At 55.1% G+C, this 18213-nt stretch carries 14 protein-coding genes; 4 read left to right on the top strand and 10 right to left on the bottom strand.

Annotated elements, in window-relative coordinates:
- Positions 1-13: 13 nt before the first annotated feature.
- From ACXKZD_RS07395 to ACXKZD_RS07380, 4 genes are all read right to left on the bottom strand, one after another.
- A complete protein-coding gene (locus tag ACXKZD_RS07395; protein WP_427052885.1) occupies positions 14-1681 on the bottom strand; it encodes a ShlB/FhaC/HecB family hemolysin secretion/activation protein in 1668 nt (555 codons plus the stop codon).
- Between the two features lie 412 nt (positions 1682-2093).
- Positions 2094-2249, bottom strand: a complete 156-nt coding sequence (locus ACXKZD_RS07390) for a hypothetical protein (RefSeq protein WP_010670871.1) — start codon at positions 2247-2249, stop codon at positions 2094-2096.
- Between the two features lie 147 nt (positions 2250-2396).
- On the bottom strand, positions 2397-3509 hold the full coding sequence (locus ACXKZD_RS07385) for a lactonase family protein (RefSeq protein ID WP_404562462.1): 1113 nt from the start codon (positions 3507-3509) through the stop codon (positions 2397-2399).
- Positions 3510-3705: 196 nt separating this feature from the next.
- Positions 3706-5115 (bottom strand): EmmdR/YeeO family multidrug/toxin efflux MATE transporter, encoded by a 1410-nt coding sequence (locus tag ACXKZD_RS07380; protein WP_033769370.1) that lies wholly within the window; start codon positions 5113-5115, stop codon positions 3706-3708.
- A 465-nt stretch (positions 5116-5580) separates the two neighbouring features.
- Here ACXKZD_RS07380 and ACXKZD_RS07375 point away from each other — a divergent pair, with 465 nt between their 5' ends.
- Positions 5581-7035, top strand: a complete 1455-nt coding sequence (locus ACXKZD_RS07375) for an AMP nucleosidase (protein WP_010670874.1) — start codon at positions 5581-5583, stop codon at positions 7033-7035.
- A gap of 103 nt (positions 7036-7138) precedes the next feature.
- Here the strand turns inward: ACXKZD_RS07375 and ACXKZD_RS07370 are convergent, their stop codons facing one another.
- Positions 7139-8683: a methyl-accepting chemotaxis protein gene (locus ACXKZD_RS07370; protein WP_022625462.1), complete on the bottom strand. Its 1545-nt coding sequence runs from the start codon at positions 8681-8683 to the stop codon at positions 7139-7141.
- 1200 nt (positions 8684-9883) lie between these two features.
- The gene (locus ACXKZD_RS07365; RefSeq protein ID WP_163636823.1) at positions 9884-10189 is read right to left on the bottom strand and encodes a hypothetical protein; all 306 of its coding nucleotides are present in this window, start codon (positions 10187-10189) and stop codon (positions 9884-9886) included.
- Between the two features lie 222 nt (positions 10190-10411).
- Between ACXKZD_RS07365 and ACXKZD_RS07360 the strand changes: the two genes are divergently transcribed.
- Complete coding sequence (locus ACXKZD_RS07360) at positions 10412-10729, top strand: hypothetical protein (RefSeq protein WP_488981975.1); 318 nt, start codon at positions 10412-10414, stop codon at positions 10727-10729.
- Positions 10730-10830: 101 nt separating this feature from the next.
- Entirely contained in the window at positions 10831-11349 is a 519-nt protein-coding gene (locus ACXKZD_RS07355) for a hypothetical protein (RefSeq protein WP_488981974.1), read from the top strand.
- Positions 11350-12793: 1444 nt separating this feature from the next.
- Here ACXKZD_RS07355 and ACXKZD_RS07350 read toward each other — a convergent pair.
- The gene (locus ACXKZD_RS07350) at positions 12794-14092 is read right to left on the bottom strand and encodes an NCS2 family permease (RefSeq protein WP_212685931.1); all 1299 of its coding nucleotides are present in this window, start codon (positions 14090-14092) and stop codon (positions 12794-12796) included.
- A 422-nt stretch (positions 14093-14514) separates the two neighbouring features.
- On the opposite strand from ACXKZD_RS07350, the gene ACXKZD_RS07345 reads away from it, so the two are divergent.
- Positions 14515-15258, top strand: coding sequence for a response regulator (locus ACXKZD_RS07345; protein WP_033758242.1), 744 nt, complete (start codon positions 14515-14517; stop codon positions 15256-15258).
- On the opposite strand, the gene ACXKZD_RS07340 is transcribed toward ACXKZD_RS07345, so the two are convergent.
- From ACXKZD_RS07340 to ACXKZD_RS07330, 3 genes are all read right to left on the bottom strand, one after another.
- Entirely contained in the window at positions 15259-15957 is a 699-nt protein-coding gene (locus ACXKZD_RS07340; RefSeq protein ID WP_033758243.1) for a D-lyxose/D-mannose isomerase, read from the bottom strand.
- A gap of 245 nt (positions 15958-16202) precedes the next feature.
- Positions 16203-17141 (bottom strand): ABC transporter substrate-binding protein, encoded by a 939-nt coding sequence (locus tag ACXKZD_RS07335; RefSeq protein ID WP_010247755.1) that lies wholly within the window; start codon positions 17139-17141, stop codon positions 16203-16205.
- A gap of 90 nt (positions 17142-17231) precedes the next feature.
- Positions 17232-18212 carry an ABC transporter permease subunit gene (locus ACXKZD_RS07330; RefSeq protein ID WP_010247757.1) on the bottom strand — a complete coding sequence of 327 codons (981 nt, stop codon included), beginning with the start codon at positions 18210-18212 and terminating at the stop codon, positions 17232-17234.
- Position 18213 lies beyond the last annotated feature (1 nt).

The raw sequence follows: 18213 nt of genomic DNA, 5'->3' as shown, positions 1-18213 counted from the left end.
TCGGGGCCTTTTTTTAAAAAACGAGTCCAACACGCGCGTAAACGCTGAGGCGATCGGGCGCAAGATAATTGGGGTAGCTGACAGGGATACCCAGCGACAGCTGAGTGGAGACATGCGCGTTACGGGTGCCAAGTCCCAGCGAACTGCCCCACAGCGTGCCTGCTGCGTAGCGATCCTGTTTGTCGCTCTGGAGCCACCCGCCGTCCAGCGCCAGGGTGGTGCTGACCTCGCCGATTGCAGGCAGTGTAAACAGCGAGTAATTCAGTTCGTTACGCAGATAGCCGCCAACATCGCCGGACAGGTATTGCTCCTTGTAGCCGCGAACCGAGTTCTCGCCACCAATCGTCAGGCGTTCGCTGCCATAGAGGCGATCCGGCGACCACTGAGCGTAAAAGCTGCTGAGCCACCACATTTTCTGAGTGACAGGCCGCTGATAGCTGCTGCTGACGCTCCATTTGCGGAATTCAGCTTTCGGAAAATCGTCGCTTTTACCCTTGTCGCTTTCCGCATCAAACCACGGCATCCCGCGGCTCAGCATCGGGTTCAGGGTGGCCACCCCACCCGCAATTTTTTGCGTATGGTTAAAACCGATCTGCAGGCTGGTCAGTTTGCGGCTACTGCTTTCAAGCAGGGTCTGATTCAGCCAGTTATGGCTGGCATAATGGTTCAGCCCAAGCTGAACACCGGTTTTGATTTGCCCGTTGCGGAACAGCACCCACGATCCGCTGAGACGGTTAGAGATGTTGTCGCCGTTGCTATACCAGTCGAAACTATTGGCGTTAAAGCGACTGTGATAGTTGCTCCAGCTATAGCTGTAATCCAGCAGCCCATAGCCATAAGGCACGCTGACGCCCGCCTGGAAATTTTGCGCATCGCGCCAGTCGCTGAAAGCGCTGCTGCGACCACCGCTGACAAACCAGCGATCGGCAACACCCAGCAGGTCATTACCCACCAGCGAGCCGGAAAGCTGACCTATGCCGGTGCTTCGCTGGCCGCTATTGTCCATATTCAGCCCCAGCGTCAGAGGAAACTCGGGTGTGCTGGTCAGATTGACAATGGAATAGCCCGGCTGAGTCGACGGAATGATTTCAATCTGAACCGGCGTAGTACGAAGCCGGTTTATCTGCTCCATTCCCTGTTCAATGTCGCGTAAATTTAAAATACGACCTGCACGGGTCGGGAACGCCATGTTCAGCTGACGTGCACTGGCACCCTGCAAATGAATCGCCTCAAGCTTTCCTTCCAGTACGGTGATATTTAATGTCCCGTGGGAAAGATTCTGTTCTGTCAGGAAGGCCCGGCTGGTGATATAGCCGCGCTGGACATACCACTCTGAAATGGCGCGTACCAGCTGATTAATACGGTCCAGACTCAGGCACTGATTGATATAGGGAGCGACAAGTCTCTTCTGTGTATCAGACGTGATTAAGCTCGCCTGTTGCAGTGAAATCTGGTTGATTTCAAAACAGGGGCCGCTGGCTGGCGCCGATTCGGTTTTTTGCAGCTCAACCTGATGCGCCTGTGTTAATGCGTCACGCTGCTGCTGATCCTGCTGCAACCGCTGCTGCTGCTGATTTTGAATAACGTCAAGATCGCCCGGCGTGACCGGTGCAGCCATGACATTGCTGATAAACAAACTGGCTCCGAAAACCAGCCACTTCCCTGTTTCAGGCATTTTCATCGAAGGATTAACAACGCTTATTGTAAGTTTTGTGTAAGCACAGGCGTGCAGATTACCACCTTAACAATCGGAAGTTCCTTATTGACTTAAAATAATGATGTGGTTTTACAAAAAGTAAAATTAGCGGTGATAAAACGTTTTATAAGCCAAATTTGTAATGACTTAGCCACTTTCTATGTGTGGAGGTCATTTACGAGTGTTAAGGGAATGGATGTTAAGACGTGCACTGATGAATATAGATCCGCGCCGGATTACTCATTCATATAACGGCGCTGAGGTATTAAGTGGGATAAAAAATAATGATGTTGCTGTTTTTCGTGGTGAAGCCTGCTGGCTGAAATGACTCGCGCACTACAGATACAAAAAGGCCCGCAACGTAGCGGGCCTTTAACCAGACAACACACAACAACCATTATTTTTCATGGTAGCGATGCACTGCCGGATAATATTCCAGTCCATACAGCTGGCTTAGCGGCAGCAGCAGTTCCACGTTAATATCATGCACACGTTCACTCGCCACAGGGCCGCTCAGCAGCTGTTCAAACCAGGCTATCAGTTTCTGTTTCATCTCAGGCTCTCCGCATCAGTTGATGCCCTGAGTAAACCCGCTTACACGCCCGATCAGAACCAAAAATTTCTGCGCTGCTTATGCCGGAAATGGCATAAGCAGCCCGCATCTGTTTAGCCAGTGCCATACGCCAGCGGCTCAAAACGGTTACTGCCTTATCAGCGTCACCCAGTTCGCGCCTTTACCAGCCGGGGCTTCAGCAACCCGTTTGAGTTCACCGCTGGCGTAATCGATAGCGTAACTGCCAATCACCGCGCTCTTCTCCCCGCTGACGATCAGCCATTTACCCTGCACATCAATCGCAACACTGCGCGGCTGTTTTTCAACCGGCCAGCTGCCGATAAGTGTTAACTCACCCGACTGTTTATCAACCCGGTAGCCGCTGACGGTACTGGAGGTGCGCTCGGTGACATAGATAAATTGTCCGTCCGGGGTGATTTTAATGTCTGCCGCCCAGATGCGCGGCGTGGGATCGCTGTAGCCCGCCGGGCGCTGCTCGCCATGCTGCAGGTTATATTTCTTCGCCACCGCATTCGGCCAGGTTTTCAGCTCCGTCAGCGACCCATCCGCCGCGCGCCGGAACTGCGTAATGGTGCCGCTCATCTCCGCGAGGTTATAGAGGAAGCGATTGTCGGGCGAAATCACCGAATGTCGTGCGCCGCTGTTCTTCTCACCCTGAACAAATCCGGTTCCCAGCGGCGTTATCGCGCCGTTATCGGCAAACGCATATTGCAGTACGCGATCCGCGCCAAGGTTGCCGACGTAGAGGGAATGATTGCTGACGTCGGTAATCACCGAGTGGGCATGCGGCCCGGTTTTCACCTCGCCTGTGACCTGTGGTGTCACAATCCCTTTGCCATCGATTCGGTTACTGGTGACGATATCGCTGTCATAGGAGGCGGCCAGCAGATAGCGCCCACTTCTGTCAGTGGTGATCCACGGAAAGCTGGCTACAACCGGTGTCACCGCCAGTTTCTGCAAATCACCATGCGAACCCGAGACGCGCCAGCTGATGATCGAGTAAGGCGGACTCCGCAGCGCACCATAGAGCCGTTTACCATCCGGGCTGGCCGCCAGCGGCATAATCTTTTTACCGGCAGGCGTATCGCCACGCCATTGCAGGCTGCCATTCGCCTCGCTGAGCTGATAGCGGGAAACGGTGCCGGATTCAGCATTGGAGACATAGACAAAGGTTGTCGCCCATAACGGGGCGCTACACAGCAGCGGCAGAAGTGCCAGCGCCGTTTTCAGACGGATCATAGGGTCACCTTGATAAGTAGTGTCTGCGTCGGTGCGCAGCAGGCATTACGCTAACCCTGTCCGGGGAGGCTGGCTTTGTGCAACTGTCTGAAATTCGGTTCGAAAGTCTGGAGATGTGACGGAGATGTTATTTTTAATGGTGCTGAAAGAGGTATGACGCCTTTCCCCGCGGCGGGGGAAAGGCGTGAACAGTGCGCTAGCCGGTTTTCGCGATCATTTTTCGATAGCGGTTGAGCCACTTGCCGCTGTTAAGTCGCCACCAGAAGAAGATGCCACGCACCGTCCAGTCGAGGAACATCCCCAGCCAGACGCCGGTCACGCCCATCCCCAGCATAATGCCGAGCACGTAACCGACCACCACGCGCGCGCACCACATGCTGAACATCGAAACATACATGGTGTAACGCGCGTCGCGTGCGCCCTTGAGGCCGGCGGGCAGCACCCAGGATGCGGCCCACAGTGGCATAAACAGCGCGTTGAGCCAGAGCAGATGCTTTGTCACATTAATGACCTCCGGATCGCTGGTATAGAACCGCGCCAGCAACCCGGCCAGTGGCACCGTCAGCAGCGCTATCGCGCTCAGACACAACGTCGCCAGCCAGAAGACATGCCGCACCTGACGCTCTGCCTGAAACACCTGATTCCTGCCCAGACGGGTGCCGGTAATAATGGTGGATGCAGAACCCAGCGCATTGCCCGGCAGGTTAATCAGCGACGCAACCGAGAACGCGATAAAGTTACCCGCAATCTCGCTGGTGCCCATTCCGGCAACAAACACCTGTGTCAGCAGTTTACCGCCGTTGAACAGCACCGACTCGATACTGGCAGGCACGCCTATTCCTAAAACTTCCATCAGAATGCTGCTGTTCCAGCGCCGAAAATAGCTCGACAGCGTAATTTTCAGTGAGGCGTTAAAGCCGATCATCAGCACGTAAATCACCGCGATCGCCCCGATATAGCGGGTGATGGTCAGTCCGAGCCCGGCACCGATAAACCCTAAACCGTCCCACGAGAAGCAGCCATAAATCAGCACGCTACTGATGATGATGTTGAGGATGTTCATGCCGCCGTTAATCAGCATCGGAATTTTGGTATTACCTGCACCGCGCAGCGCCCCGCTGCCAATCAGGGTGATGGCGGCGGCCGGATAGCTCCAGGCGGAAGTCTGCAGATAGCTCAGCGCCAGCGCTTTGACTTTTGGATCGGCGGCACCGGCAATCGCATCGACGATCAGATGGCCCCAGAACTCAATGGCGATCACCAGCACAAAGGCGAGTATCGTCATCATGGCCAGCGACTGACGCGTGGCGGCGCGGGCGCGCTTGCCGTTGCGTTTTGCCAGACTGAACGCCACCACCACCGTGGTACCAAGATCGATGGCAGCAAAGAACGAGATGATCACCATGTTGAAGCTGTCGGCCAGGCCCACACCCGCCATCGCCTCTTTACCCAGCCAGCTGACCAGGAAGGTGCTCAGTACGCCCATCAATAGCACACAGGCGTTCTCGAAAAAGATAGGCACTGCTAATGGCGATATCTCACGCCAGTAGAGCGTGCGATACGAACGGCGTTTCGGGTACCACGCCGTGCGCTTGATCGCCTGCATCACTGCTACGCCGGGATTTTGCAAAGGATTACCAAATCAGAAGAGACTGGACAGGAGTTCTAATGATGATAGTGGGCAGGGAAATATGCAAAGTCTTTCCGGTGCAAATTAATCATGGTTACAAACTTTTTAATGCCGCCACGGCACAATCTGCCTCACTGCCCCGCCCGCTGTAGCAAACCTGATTATTTCCCTGATGTTATGATCGGTTGGCCATGCTTTGCTGCTGGCGGTTTTTCCGCCATCTCCTCATCGGTAACGCATTCAAACGTGGCGAACCACCCCTTCTGATAGTAAAGATTTTCTTACTGTTTTTCAGTGCAGCAGATCTTCACTTAAAACAGCACTGCTCAGAATTCCCGCTTCGCTGGCGCAAAAAAACGGCGATCACAGATTCTTCAACAATCTCCGCAACAAACCCGCTAAGCTTGGGGCAAATTGCGGAAAAAAATGGAAGGAGAAACCATGCCGACACTACGGAAAAACCTGACCAGCCAGCAGGCGCTGGATGAACTCGAACGCCTGTACGATGGCGCCGTTGATGCGCTGCGCGAGGCGATTAAAGCCTTTACCGAAAACGGCACGCTGCCCGATGCCACCGCACGGGCGCAGGGACTATTTGTTTACCCGGAGCTGCGCATCACCTGGCGCGGCGACGGTCCGCAGCAGAACCGCACGCGTGCCTGGGGACGCTTCACCCACACCGGCAGTTACAGCACCACCATCACCCGCCCGGCATTGCTGCGCCACTATATTTCGGAACAGCTTCAGATGCTGGAGAAGGAGTATCAGCTGGAGATCGACGTGGGGCCCTCCAGCCAGGAGATCCCCTACCCTTACGTGATCGACGGTTCCGACCTGTCACTGGATCGCACCATGAGCGCCGGTATTGCGCGCCACTTCCCGACCACCGAGCTGTCACAGATTGGTGATGAGACAGCCGATGGCCTGTTCCATGCCGATGCAAAATCCCCTCTGTCGCACTTCGACGCGCTGCGAACCGACTTCTCGCTGGCCCGCCTGCGCCACTACACTGGCACCAGCGTAGAGCACTTCCAGCCGTTTGTGCTGTTCACCAACTACACCCGTTATGTTGATGAGTTTGTGCGCTGGGCGATCGAGCAGGTGCGCGATCCCAGTACCCCTTACGACAGCCTGGCCTGCGCGGGCGATGTGGTGCTGACCGCCGACACCGCTGACAGTGAGTCGATGCTCTCGGATCTGGCGTGGAAGAAGCACCAGATGCCCGCCTGGCATCTCACCTCGCCGAATCGTCGCGGTATTACGCTGATTAATATTGGTGTTGGCCCGTCGAATGCCAAAACCATCTGCGATCATCTGGCGGTGATGCGTCCACATGCGTGGCTGATGATTGGTCACTGTGGCGGTCTGCGCGAGAGCCAGCGGATTGGTGATTATGTGCTGGCCCATGCCTATCTGCGCGACGATCACGTGCTGGACAGCGTGCTGCCGCCTGATATCCCGGTACCCAGCATTGCCGAAGTGCAGCGCGCGCTGTATGACGCCACCAAATCAGTGAGCGGCATGCCAGGCGAAGAGGTGAAGCAGCGGTTGCGTACCGGCACCGTGGTGACCACGGACGACCGCAACTGGGAACTGCGCTACTCCGCTTCGGCACTGCGCTTTAACCTGAGCCGTGCGGTGGCAGTCGATATGGAAAGCGCCACCATTGCCGCACAAGGTTATCGTTTCCGGGTGCCATATGGCACGCTGCTGTGCGTTTCAGACAAGCCGCTGCACGGTGAGATTAAGCTGCCCGGTCAGGCGAACCGTTTCTATGAAGGGGCGATTTCGGAGCATCTGCAGATTGGTATTCACGCTGTTGAGCTGCTGCGCGCCGAGGGCGATAAGCTGCATTCGCGTAAGTTGCGTACCTTTAATGAGCCGCCTTTCAGGTAAGCGTTAGCCGGCTGATGCGAGGAATAAGGCCGGTACTGCTGACAGGCAGTACCGGCCTCTTGCTTTGGAATTTACCCAATGCGCATGTCAGCGCCGGGATAATTTATACTTTAAAGGTCTCTACAATCAGCCTGAGAGACTGCGCTTGCTCAGAGAGAGACTGAGAAGCACTTGATGATTCTTCTACCAGAGCAGAGTTATTTTGCGTCACCCCATCCATCTGGCTGACTGCAATACTCACCTGAGAAATCCCCTGCATCTGTTCAGCCGACGACAGCGCAATAGCATCCATGGATTCAGCCAGTTCATCCACTAAATGCACGACTTTGAGAATACTCAAACCCGTATCACTGGCAACAGTGACGCCGCATTCAACCTGTCCGACAGCCTGCTCTATTAACGCTTTAATATCTTTTGCGGCAGTCGCACTACGTTGTGCAAGCGTTCTGACTTCAGACGCGACGACAGCGAAGCCCCTTCCCGTCTCTCCCGCTCGTGCCGCTTCAACGGCTGCGTTCAGGGCAAGAATATTAGTCTGGAATGCGATGCTTTCGATGACGGCGGTGATATCTCTGACTTTAGACGCGCTTTTTGAAATATCACTCATCGTATCTGACATTCGTTTGACGTCCGTTTCCCCTCGTTTTGCAATCGAGGCGGTATCTCTCGCTGAGTTGGCTGTGTCCCTGGCAGTTTTGCTGTTATTTTGTACCGTAGCGGTGAGCTGTTCCATACTCGCAGCCGTTTCCTGCAAGGCAGCGGCCTGCTGTTCAGTGCGGGATGCAAGCTCATTGTTTCCTTCAGAAATCTCATTCGCAGAAAGGGCGACTGAAGAAGAGCCTGATTTAATTTCTGAAACGATATCCCGTAACCGAACCTGCATGCTGTTTAAAGAGGCCATGAGGCTGAGAGTGTCATTTTTCTTCAAGCTAACCGGTGTGGTCAGATCCCCATTGGTGATCGCATAAGCAAGCTTCCGCGCTGTACTCGGTTCATCGCCAAGCTCGCTCATGAGTTTACGAATAAGATAGATGCTGGTGCCCGTGCCGAACAAAATAGCCGCAACTAAAAGCGTCACCAGGATGATGTAGGCTCTTTCGGTATTTTTCGCATTTTGATTAACTGAGTCATCCGACTGCTTTGCCAGGATTTCACTCATCAGGGTAAGACCTTCAAGCAGCGGAACCTGAGCGGGTCTGACTTTTTCCAACAGATACTTAACGGTGATATCACTGTTTTTAGCCAGTGCCAGCGGAACGGTGTTACTGAAGGCATCCAGAGCATTTTTCTCGCTGTCACTGATCTTCGCAAAGGCTTTATATTCTTCCGTATCGCCAGACTGGCTGATCATCGTATTCAGTTGATCCCTGCTGGCTGCAAATTTAGCCTTCAGTTTAACCAGACGATCAGACTGCTCCTGGATAAGAGCCTGATCTGAAAAGAGTGATAAATTCCTGACGGTTATCGCCATATCGCGCTGCGCCAGGGTAAGTTCATTGATTAATTTTGTTTTTTTCATATCACCCTGAACAACTGACTCAAGCGTGCTTTTAGCCTGATATAAAGAGTGAATAGCGACAACGATACATATGGAGAAAAAGATGATTAACGTGCCAAATCCGGAACCGAGGCGCGTAGAGATTTTCATTAAAATTCCTTGAAGGGGGGCGGCGATATATATCTATCGGCATCTCTTTTTTTAACTTCAATGAATATTTATCACATAAATAATATTAACCAGAATTAATGGCACCGCTGCAAAGCATCACAAAAACTCATAAATTTGTCAGGCTTCGATGATTTCCAGTTCAACCAGAAATCGTTTTTTGTGCGTTATAAACAATCAGAACCCTTATGCTTACCGTTGTCTTAACTTATTACTGCGTTACGCTACACTGGTTTGCATGTCATAAAAATTTCATTTAACCCTTGCAGGCGCGGCTTTTAAGGCTGCTACAACCTGGATGCTTTTCGCATGCAAAAAATACCGCAATAAAAATCAGGAATACATAAATTATAATTATAAATAACGTCAGGAACTTCTGTAGATCACTTTAAACGCGGGCCGGTTCTGTGACGTCTCGCAGGATATGAATGCTTTATTAGTACGATGAATATGGCAGAACAGACCGGCATAAGGATGCTTCAGCCCGGCCGCAGCAATCCAGCCTTCAGGCAGAAAACGCGCTGAGTGCGTTGATGAGCGTGCCCGTCTGCACGATAGCCCTGGTCTGATATGCATCACGAATAAACTCTCCATCATCAGCCCTTGATACGAACGGATAGCCCGGGCAATCGCAGAGAGAAATAGATTTGCCTGACTCGCGCATCAGCTGCAGTAACAGATGAAATTAAAAGCCGTAACATAACTGAAGCATATTGCAGACGAAATATAAAAACATACACAGCAACAAAAAACATCATTATTGAGCTTGTCACTCCATAATTGCTGTGCAATATAAATAACAGCAGACTGTAGAAGCTATTTCTTAAAATTAGTGCCACATACTGGCAATGTATTCCCGCCTTTCACATAAAATAAAATAAAGGACGCATAAAGAAACTCCAAAACGGAGGAAGACTGACAAGAAGGATTTGAGGAAAATTAACATACCTTTGGCAGCGCAGATAATAAATTTAATTACTCACTTAAAGAGGATTCATTGTGAAAGTTAAAAATATGACTGTGTTAGCGAGTATGGTTTTATTCTACTCCGCTCAGGGTATGGCCAGACAATTTGATATCAGTGCAGCAAACATTGACGTCAATACCTCTAAATCTTCCTTCATTCTTACTGGTGCGGGAGGTGCCGGCGGCGCAGGTGGCGCGGGGGGTGCAGGAGGAGCGTTAGGCGGGCAAGGTGGTGCCGGAGGTGTTGGCGGCGCCGGAGGTGCTGGCGGAAGTGATGGTAATGGCGCCGCTAACGCCAGCCAGAATGGTAATAATTCCAATAATGATAACGGCAGTAAAAACGGCAACGGTTCTGATCAGGGTAATAACAGTAATAACGGCACCGGGAATGCTAACGGGAGTGGTGACGGTAACGGAAATGATGCAGGCAACGGCGGTGGTAATGGAGGAGGTGATGGTGGCGGTGATGGCGGCGGTGATGGCGGCGGTGATGGCGGCGGAGACTGATAGTCTGGCGTCCATTAACTAAAAAGCTCCTGTTTGTAACCGTTATAGCAGGAGCATTATCACTGTTAGCACAGGAACAGCACATGAAACTTACCAGAAGTTACCCATTATTTTTAGCCACCGTACTGACAGTGGCATGTCCGTTTTACTCCCTGGCTCAGACTGCCAGCGACATGAATACTTCATCCTCAAATACCTCCCTCCAGCCCTCAGCAGGCAAAGACGGACAACAAGGCAATGGTGAAAACGGAGGCGCGGGAGGCAAAGGAGGCGTTCCGGGAGAAGGTACTAACGGAGGTGATGGCGGCAATGGCGGCAATGGCGGCAATGGCGGCAATAGTGGCAATAGTGGGAGTGCCGATAATCCCGATACATCAAGTAAAAGCGGTGCGGGCGGCGCAGGTGGTGCAGGCGGTGCGGGTGGCGCAGGCAGTGCGGGCGGTGCAGGCGGTGCGGGTGGTGCGGGCGGTGCAGGCGGTGTGGGCGGTGCAGGCGGTGCGGGTGGTGCGGGTGGTGCGGGTGGTAACGGAGGGACCGGTGGAGAAAGTTTTCTGAAAAGGATTTTCAAATGAAAACAATCACTTTGTTAGCTTCGCTAATCATCATTCCGTATGCGCATGCTGAGTACAAAACGGATATGTTGAGTTCACACCATAATGTCATTCTCATTGATGCCGCTGCAGGTTCTGATGGCGGACCGGGTCAGAACGGCGGTGCCGGGGCCAATGGCGGTCCGGGTGAAAATGGAGGACGAGGGGGAAACGGGGGTATCGGCGGAAATGGAGGGCCAGGAGGAAATGGTGGTGCCGGAGCCAATGGCGGTGATGGCGGAAATGGCGGCCTGGGAGGAAACGGTGGAAATGGCGGGAACGGAGGTGCTGGACAGAATGGCCAGGCCGGAGGCAATGGCGGGAATGGAGGAAACGGCAGTATGGGGGGAGATGGCGGAAACGGTGGAAATGGAGGGGATGGCAGCAATGGTAGTGCTGGTGGCGCAGGGGGGAACGGAGGGAATGGTGGCAGCACGGGAGGTGACGGCGGTGCGGGAGGTAACGGTGGTGACGGGGGAGATGGCGGCGACTAAATTCAACCACGCCTTAATATCTCTTCTCTCCTGGCAGCAGGCTTATAAAACAGGCGAGAACAGCAATTATCACGGGTTAATTCACAGCTAAAACAGGCATTTGAATAACACTGATTTAGCGTAATAAAACTTTCCGTCAGCTCCGTCAGCTCCGTCAGCTCAACATTAAAATCAGCTTACCTGAACTAACAAAAACGCTCAGAGATCCTGTCAACGCTAAGTATGTGTGAAACTCCTCTTTTTTTAACATCAGGGAAATGCACCCTGGAGTTGGCGTACAGTGGAGCCCCGGATTTTTGATAGCCATGATGTGAGAAATAATGGAATTAAATACACCGCTGAAATGGAGTAGCGAGTAACAACAAACGCCACAAGTGAAATGCTTTTATAATTTAAACGCACAAACGAGAACAGCCGCGAATAACAACAGCTCCGCCATATTCGCTCTATTGCAATGTTTCGCAGTGTATCAGACACCGCCTGCCCCATAGCCTGGCCGACGAAACCCGCTCAGTGTTAACGCGCGGCTAAGTGAGCTGAAACTCCCATACGTCTGGCGGGCGTAACCCTCTCAGCGCTAACGCGCGGCTAAGTGATCTAAAACGTTCCATCGCCTGGCAGGCGAAACCCGCTCAGTGTCAGCCTGCTACAAAGCGAAACCTTATGAATCTTTCCCCGCTTTCAGCGGCCTGAGCCCAGCCAGTCCGGGTGACAAACCCACCGGCAGGGGTTTGCCAGAGGCGTCCGGAGCGCTGAGGAACAACCGGAAGCCGGGAGCCGACAGGACGTCGGCGAAAGGACGGTACGAGCCAGGGATGGCGAGTCCGGACGGTCCGTCGGCCGCAGGACGTGACGAGGGCACCCCGCGTAGCGGGGCGCGCAGGCAGCCGGACGCCGGGATTGTTAAGGGGCGGGCGTACGCCCCTTAACGCGTCCGCCTGCACGGGCAACCTGAAACTCCTCATCGCCTGGCGGGCGTAACCCTCTCAGCGCTAACGCGCGGCTAAGTGATCTAAAACGTTCCATCGCCTGGCAGGCGAAACCCGCTCAGTGTCAGCCTGCTACAAAGCGAAACCTTATGAATCTTTCCCCGCTTTCAGTAACTTGAGCCCCGCCCATCCGGGTAACAAACCCACCGGCAGGGGTTTGCCAGAGGCGTCCGGAGCGCTGAGGAACAACCGGAGGCCAGGATGAGCCGACAGGACGTCGGCGAAAGGACGGCACGAGCCAGGGATGGCGAGTCCGGACGGTCCGTCGGCCGCAGGGCGTGACGAAGGCACCCCGCGTAGCGGGGCGCGCAGGCAGCCGGACGCCGGGATTGTTAAGGGGCGGGCGTACGCCCCTTAACGCGTCCGCCTGCACGGGCAACCTGAAACTCCCGAACGACTGGCGGGCGAAACCCGCTCAGTGCTAACGCGCGGCTAAGTGATATAAAACGCCCCATCGCCTGGGCAGGCGTAACCTGCTCATAGCCAGCCCGCTGCACAGCGAAATCCGCCCGCTGCTAAGCGACCTTCCCTGCCGCCAGGCAACAACTAAGCACTCAACCATCCCAGCTTAATCACAAAAAGAATCGACAGGATCACCAGCGCCGCATTCACCTCTTTCGCACGTCCGCTCAGCAGCTTCACCAGCGTCCAGGTAATAAAACCAAACGCGATGCCGTTGGCGATCGAATAGGTCAGCGGCATGGTCAGCGCGGTCACGGTGACCGGCGCGGCGGTGGTGATATCTTTCCAGTCAATCTCTGCCAGGCCCGATGCCATCAGCACCGCCACAAACAGCAACGCAGGCGCGGTGGCATAAACCGGAACACTGGAGGCCAGCGGCGAGAAAAACAGGGCCAGCAGGAACAGCACGGCGACCACAATCGCGGTCAGGCCGGTACGGCCACCGGCACTCACGCCCGCCGCCGATTCCACATAACTGGTAGTGGTCGAGGTGCCGAGCAGCGAACCAAACAGCGCAGCCGCACTGTCAGCAATCAGCGCACGGCCCATCTTCGGCACGTTACCCTGCTCATCCGCCAGACCGGCGCGTTTGGTCACACCCAGCAGCGTGCCCGTGTTATCAAACACATCAACAAACAGGAAGGCAAAAATCACGCTGATCAGGCCGACGTTAAACGCGCCGGCAATATCCAGCTGCATAAAGGTCGGTGCAATCGACGGCGGTGCAGAGAAGACCCCGGCAAAGGGCGACAGACCAATGCCCATGGAGATAAAGGTCACCAGCAGAATACCGATCAGCACTGCGCCCGTCACCCGACGCGCTTCCAGTACCACAATAACCACAAAGCCGAGCATCGCCAGCAGCGGACCCGGTTTAGTCAGATCGCCAATGCCCACCAGCGTCGCCGGGTTATCGACCACAATGCCCGCCCCTTCCAGCGCAATCAGCGCCAGAAAAAGCCCGATACCGGCACCAATCCCGGCGCGCAGCGGCAGCGGAATACTGGCAATAATCCATTCACGAATCTTAAATAGCGACATCGCGAAGAAAATCACCGCCGAGAGAAACACCGCGCCCAGCGCAATCTGCCACGTATAGCCCATGTGCAGCACCACGGTGTAGGTGAAAAAGGCGTTCAGTCCCATACCCGGCGCCAGCGCAATCGGATAGTTGGCGATCAGCCCCATCAGCACGCAGCCAATCGCCGCCGCCAGACAGGTGGCGACAAATACCGCGCCCTTGTCCATGCCGGTTGCGCCCAGAATGCTTGGGTTCACAAACAGAATATAAGCCATCGCCAGGAAGGTGGTGATCCCGGCGATAATCTCAGTACGAACCGTCGTGTTATGCGCTTTGAGTTTGAATAGTTTTTCTAACATCATCATCTCTCGATACAGGAGACATCAGTCTCACTTGCCAAAGGGGTTTGCATGCTGATTATTCTGTTTCCGGGACACTGATGCCGGCCGCTGCATACTTGCGTGCCAGAATCGCCTGAAATCCCTGACTTACCCACTGCCCAAAGCAATTGCCATGCCATCTACAGACGCAATCGATTACCTGGCAGAGCCGGGTACGCCTAAGAGAATTCCGAACCAAAACGAGGCGCGATTATGGTGCAATGCACCGATGCCGCGCAATCGTTTTCCTGCGGCAAACAGGCAGCCCCGAAAAACTCTGCGCCAGCGCACGCTTCCGCACTCTCACAGGCGAAGCTGGTCACGTTTCAGCACGCTGCCTCAGCAAGCTTTTTTGGCCTGTGTAGACTCCTGAATTAACTCTTTCGTAACATTGAGGCCGCGCAATGAAGCCAGCAATTTTGGTGGTGGATGATGATCCTGCAGTCTGCGACGTCTTGCAGGATGCGTTAAGTGAACATCTGTTAACGGTCTATCGTTGCCATCAGGGACGCGAGGCGCTATCGATGCTCAGCGAACACCCGGAAATCTCGCTGGTGATGCTGGATATGATGCTGCCCGATACCAACGGGCTACTGGTGTTGCAGCAGCTTCAGCGTGAGCGACCCGAAGTGCTGGTGATTATGCTGACCGGTATGGGTTCTGAAGCGGAGATGGTGGTGGGCCTTGAGATGGGCGCAGATGATTACATCGCCAAACCCTTTAATCCACGCGTGGTGGTGGCGCGAACCCGGGCGGCCCTGCGTCGCAGCGGACGCATTGCCCAGGCAGACCCTGAACAGGAGGGCTGGCGTTTTGGCGGCTGGCAACTGGATGATGGCCGCTGCCAGCTGTTTAATCCGCAGCGCGAGCTGGTGCCGCTGACCCAGGGGGAATATAGCCTGTTACGCGCGCTGGTACGCCACGCCCGCAAGGTACTGACCCGCGATCAGTTGCTGGAGCTGACCCACAGCGAAAGTCTCGACGTGTTTGACCGCACCATCGATGTGCTGATCATGCGGTTGCGCCGTAAAATCGAAATCAACCCGCACCAGCCCGACCTGATCCGCACCATTCGCGGACTGGGTTATGTCTTTTCGGCCGATGTGGTGAAACCCGATTCGACAACGCGTGCCAGTCAGATTGCCTGATTACGCCTGCCGCGCGCAGGATAGCCAGTGCGCGTAATCATTACATAGCAGCCAGCGCGGCGCTTCATCCTCCTCCAGTGGGTTGAAACGAGCCAGCGGCGTCAGAAACACATTGTCGTTTTCATCATCGTTGGTCATCGACACCTCGCCCACCAGCACGTCGCCGAAGCCACTTTCACCCCAGAAACTGTGCCAGATGCCCGCCTCCAGCGTCACGCTTTCACCCGGTGAGAGCCGCAGCTGTGAACCGGCGGCATGGGTCTGGCGCAGGCCATCCAGCGACACCGCCACCAGCGAGTCAGCCAGCCCGTCACCGTTGCGGTTATGCAGTTCGACAATCAGATTTCCGCCGCCGCGATTAATGATGTCTTCCATCTTGCGCGGATGGTAGTGCATCGGCGTCTGCTGCCCTTCCCGCACGTGCATTATTTTCTCGGCGTAGGGTTTATGCCACGGCTGCCCGCCTGGTGAACCGTTGCGCAGGGTAAACAGCGTCAGCCCGGTCTGCAGAAAATCAGTCGCGCCAAAACTGGTGAGATCCCAGCCCAGCCGCAACGCCAGAATCTCCTGCGCGACCTCTCGATCCTGAGCCCGCCACTGGCTCACATCGAAATCGGCCCACGGCGGCAGATGCACATCCTGCTGTCGGAAAAACTCGCGCGTATGTTGCAGGTAATAATTAACCTCTGAACGTTGCATGGTGGCCTCCTGAGGGTACTGACAAAGTCTGGCCCGGGTTAGCTGTAAGAGCGAGCCTGCGCAGAGAGCCCGGTCAGATCGGAAAGTCGCTAAGGCCAATCCCTGGCCGCTCGGCCCGCGCCGTCCCTGGCGCGGGACGCTTTCCTCCTCTGACCGGGTTCCCTGCGCGATAAGGTTATTCGTTGCTGCCAGATTCACCCTGATTTAAGTCTGTCAGAAGTCTGAAGCGGGTGCCGCACTAAAGCTTATTTCACCGTCCAGCCCTGGTAGCTGCCGATATTATTACGATCGATCAGTTTCACCGGGATCAGCACCGGTTTGTCCGGTGCCGGTTTGCCCTGCAGGATGTCATAACCAATCTCGACCGCTTTGGCGGCCATGACCTGCGGGTCCTGCGCAGGCGTCGCGACGAACAGTGAATTCTTGCGCTTCAGCGCCTCTTCACCGTCCGGCGAGCCATCGACGCCAACGATAAAGAACTCACTGCGCTGCGCCTGTTTCGCCGCTAAGTCTGCGCCAATCGCTGTCGGGTCATTGATGGCAAACACCGCATCAATTTTTGGATTGGCAGAAAGCAGACCGGTCATGACTTCCAGTCCGCCTTCACGACTGCCTTTGGCGTTCTGGTTGTAAGAGAGCAGCTTGATGTCCGGATGGGTTTTCAGTTCGGTCATACAGCCTTCAACGCGGTTCTGCACCGCAGAGACCGGTGGTCCGTTGATGATCACCACGTTGCCTTTGTTCTTCAGGCGGTCAGCAATATATTTACAGGCCATCGCGCCCGCCTCGGTGTTATCGGAGGTGATGGTCGCATTCGCGCCATCGGCCGCCACGTCGACCGCCACCACTACAATACCGGCATCACGCGCCCGCTTCACCGCCGGGGCGATCCCTTTGGAGTCGGCGGCGTTGAGGATAATCATGTCGACTTTGGCCGCAATAAAGTTATCAATCTGGCCCACCTGCTGACCGAGATCGTAGCCGCTGGAGACCAGCGTCACATTCACCTTATCGCCCGCCAGCTGACGCGCCTTCATCTCTGCGCCTTTGGTGATCTGCACGAAGAAGGGGTTTGCCAGATCGCCGACCGTTACGCCGATAGATTTGAGTTCTTTTGCCTGAGCCAGGCCGGTACTGAACAGCGTCGCCGCCAGCAGCCCGGTTACAATCGGATTAAAACGCATAGACCTTCTCCTGCTGTTTTCAAGGTGCCAACCACTTAATGGCGTTTTTTAGGTTGCGGAGGTGAAATGGCACATCCGCCCTTATAAGACTCAACTCACATGATGACGGGTACGGTATTTGTCGATCAGAACCGCGATGATGATGACCGCGCCCTTGATCACCAGCTGCCAGAAGTAGGAGACCCCCATCAGCGTCATGCCGTTATTCAGCGTGGCGATAATCAGTGCGCCAATCAGGGTGCCGGTGATGGTGCCGATGCCGCCGACAAAGCTGGTGCCGCCGAGGATCACCGCCGCAATCGCATCCAGCTCATAGCCCACCCCAAGGTTGCCGTTGGCGCTGTAAAGCCGCGAGGCACTCATCAGTCCGCCCAGCCCCGACAGCAGCCCGCTCATGCCGTAGACAAACAGCAGCACCATCCCCACCTTGATGCCGGTGAGACGCGCCGCCTGGATATTGCCGCCGACCGCGTAGATATGGACGCCCAGCGTGGTGCGGCGCAGGATGAACCAGCAGATGGCGATCACCGCAAAGGCAATCACAATCAGCCACGGCACTGGCCCGAGATAGCCGTTGCCGATCCACTCAAAGTTAATATCGGAGTTGATTACCGTGGTGCCATCCGCCAGCAGGTAAGCGGCTCCGCGCAGCGCGGTGTAGGTGCCAAGCGTGACGATAAAGGGCGGCAACCCGGCCCAGGCGACCAGGATGCCGTTGAACAGCCCCATCACCAGGCCGGCGCCCAGCGCCATCGGAATGGTCATGGAAGCCAGCATCGGATCCAGCGACGCTACCAGCGCCACCACCGCGGTGGTCCCCAGCATTGACCCCACTGACAGGTCGATGCCGCCGGTGAGGATCACAAAGGTCATGCCCGCCGCCAGCACGATGTTAATCGACGCCTGACGGGTAATGTTGAGCAGGTTTGCTTCGGTAAAGAAGTTCGGCGTGACGAAACCAAATATCGCCACGATCAGGATCAGAATCGGCAGGATACCCACCGTTTGCAGCAGATCGCCCATCAGGGCGCGTTTCAGCGTCGGTGCTTTGGTGCGGGCCAGTTGTGTCATG

The organism is Pantoea sp. ABR1s, from assembly GCF_057812235.1.
This window is presented reverse-complemented; position numbering and strand designations above follow the sequence as displayed.

Bases quoted from the DNA above. Each gene is read 5' to 3' on its own strand.
- ACXKZD_RS07395 (WP_427052885.1), bottom strand. From the start codon at position 1,681: ATGAAAATGCCTGAAACAGGGAAGTGGCTGGTTTTCGGAGCCAGTTTG.
- ACXKZD_RS07390 (WP_010670871.1), bottom strand. From the start codon at position 2,249: ATGAAACAGAAACTGATAGCCTGGTTTGAACAGCTGCTGAGCGGCCCT.
- ACXKZD_RS07385 (WP_404562462.1), bottom strand. From the start codon at position 3,509: ATGATCCGTCTGAAAACGGCGCTGGCACTTCTGCCGCTGCTGTGTAGC.
- ACXKZD_RS07380 (WP_033769370.1), bottom strand. From the start codon at position 5,115: ATGCAGGCGATCAAGCGCACGGCGTGGTACCCGAAACGCCGTTCGTAT.
- ACXKZD_RS07375 (WP_010670874.1), top strand. From the start codon at position 5,581: ATGCCGACACTACGGAAAAACCTGACCAGCCAGCAGGCGCTGGATGAA.
- ACXKZD_RS07370 (WP_022625462.1), bottom strand. From the start codon at position 8,683: ATGAAAATCTCTACGCGCCTCGGTTCCGGATTTGGCACGTTAATCATC.
- ACXKZD_RS07365 (WP_163636823.1), bottom strand. From the start codon at position 10,189: ATGGACGCCAGACTATCAGTCTCCGCCGCCATCACCGCCGCCATCACC.
- ACXKZD_RS07360 (WP_488981975.1), top strand. From the start codon at position 10,412: ATGGTGAAAACGGAGGCGCGGGAGGCAAAGGAGGCGTTCCGGGAGAAG.
- ACXKZD_RS07355 (WP_488981974.1), top strand. From the start codon at position 10,831: ATGTCATTCTCATTGATGCCGCTGCAGGTTCTGATGGCGGACCGGGTC.
- ACXKZD_RS07350 (WP_212685931.1), bottom strand. From the start codon at position 14,092: ATGATGTTAGAAAAACTATTCAAACTCAAAGCGCATAACACGACGGTT.
- ACXKZD_RS07345 (WP_033758242.1), top strand. From the start codon at position 14,515: ATGAAGCCAGCAATTTTGGTGGTGGATGATGATCCTGCAGTCTGCGAC.
- ACXKZD_RS07340 (WP_033758243.1), bottom strand. From the start codon at position 15,957: ATGCAACGTTCAGAGGTTAATTATTACCTGCAACATACGCGCGAGTTT.
- ACXKZD_RS07335 (WP_010247755.1), bottom strand. From the start codon at position 17,141: ATGCGTTTTAATCCGATTGTAACCGGGCTGCTGGCGGCGACGCTGTTC.
- ACXKZD_RS07330 (WP_010247757.1), bottom strand. From the start codon at position 18,212: ATGACACAACTGGCCCGCACCAAAGCACCGACGCTGAAACGCGCCCTG.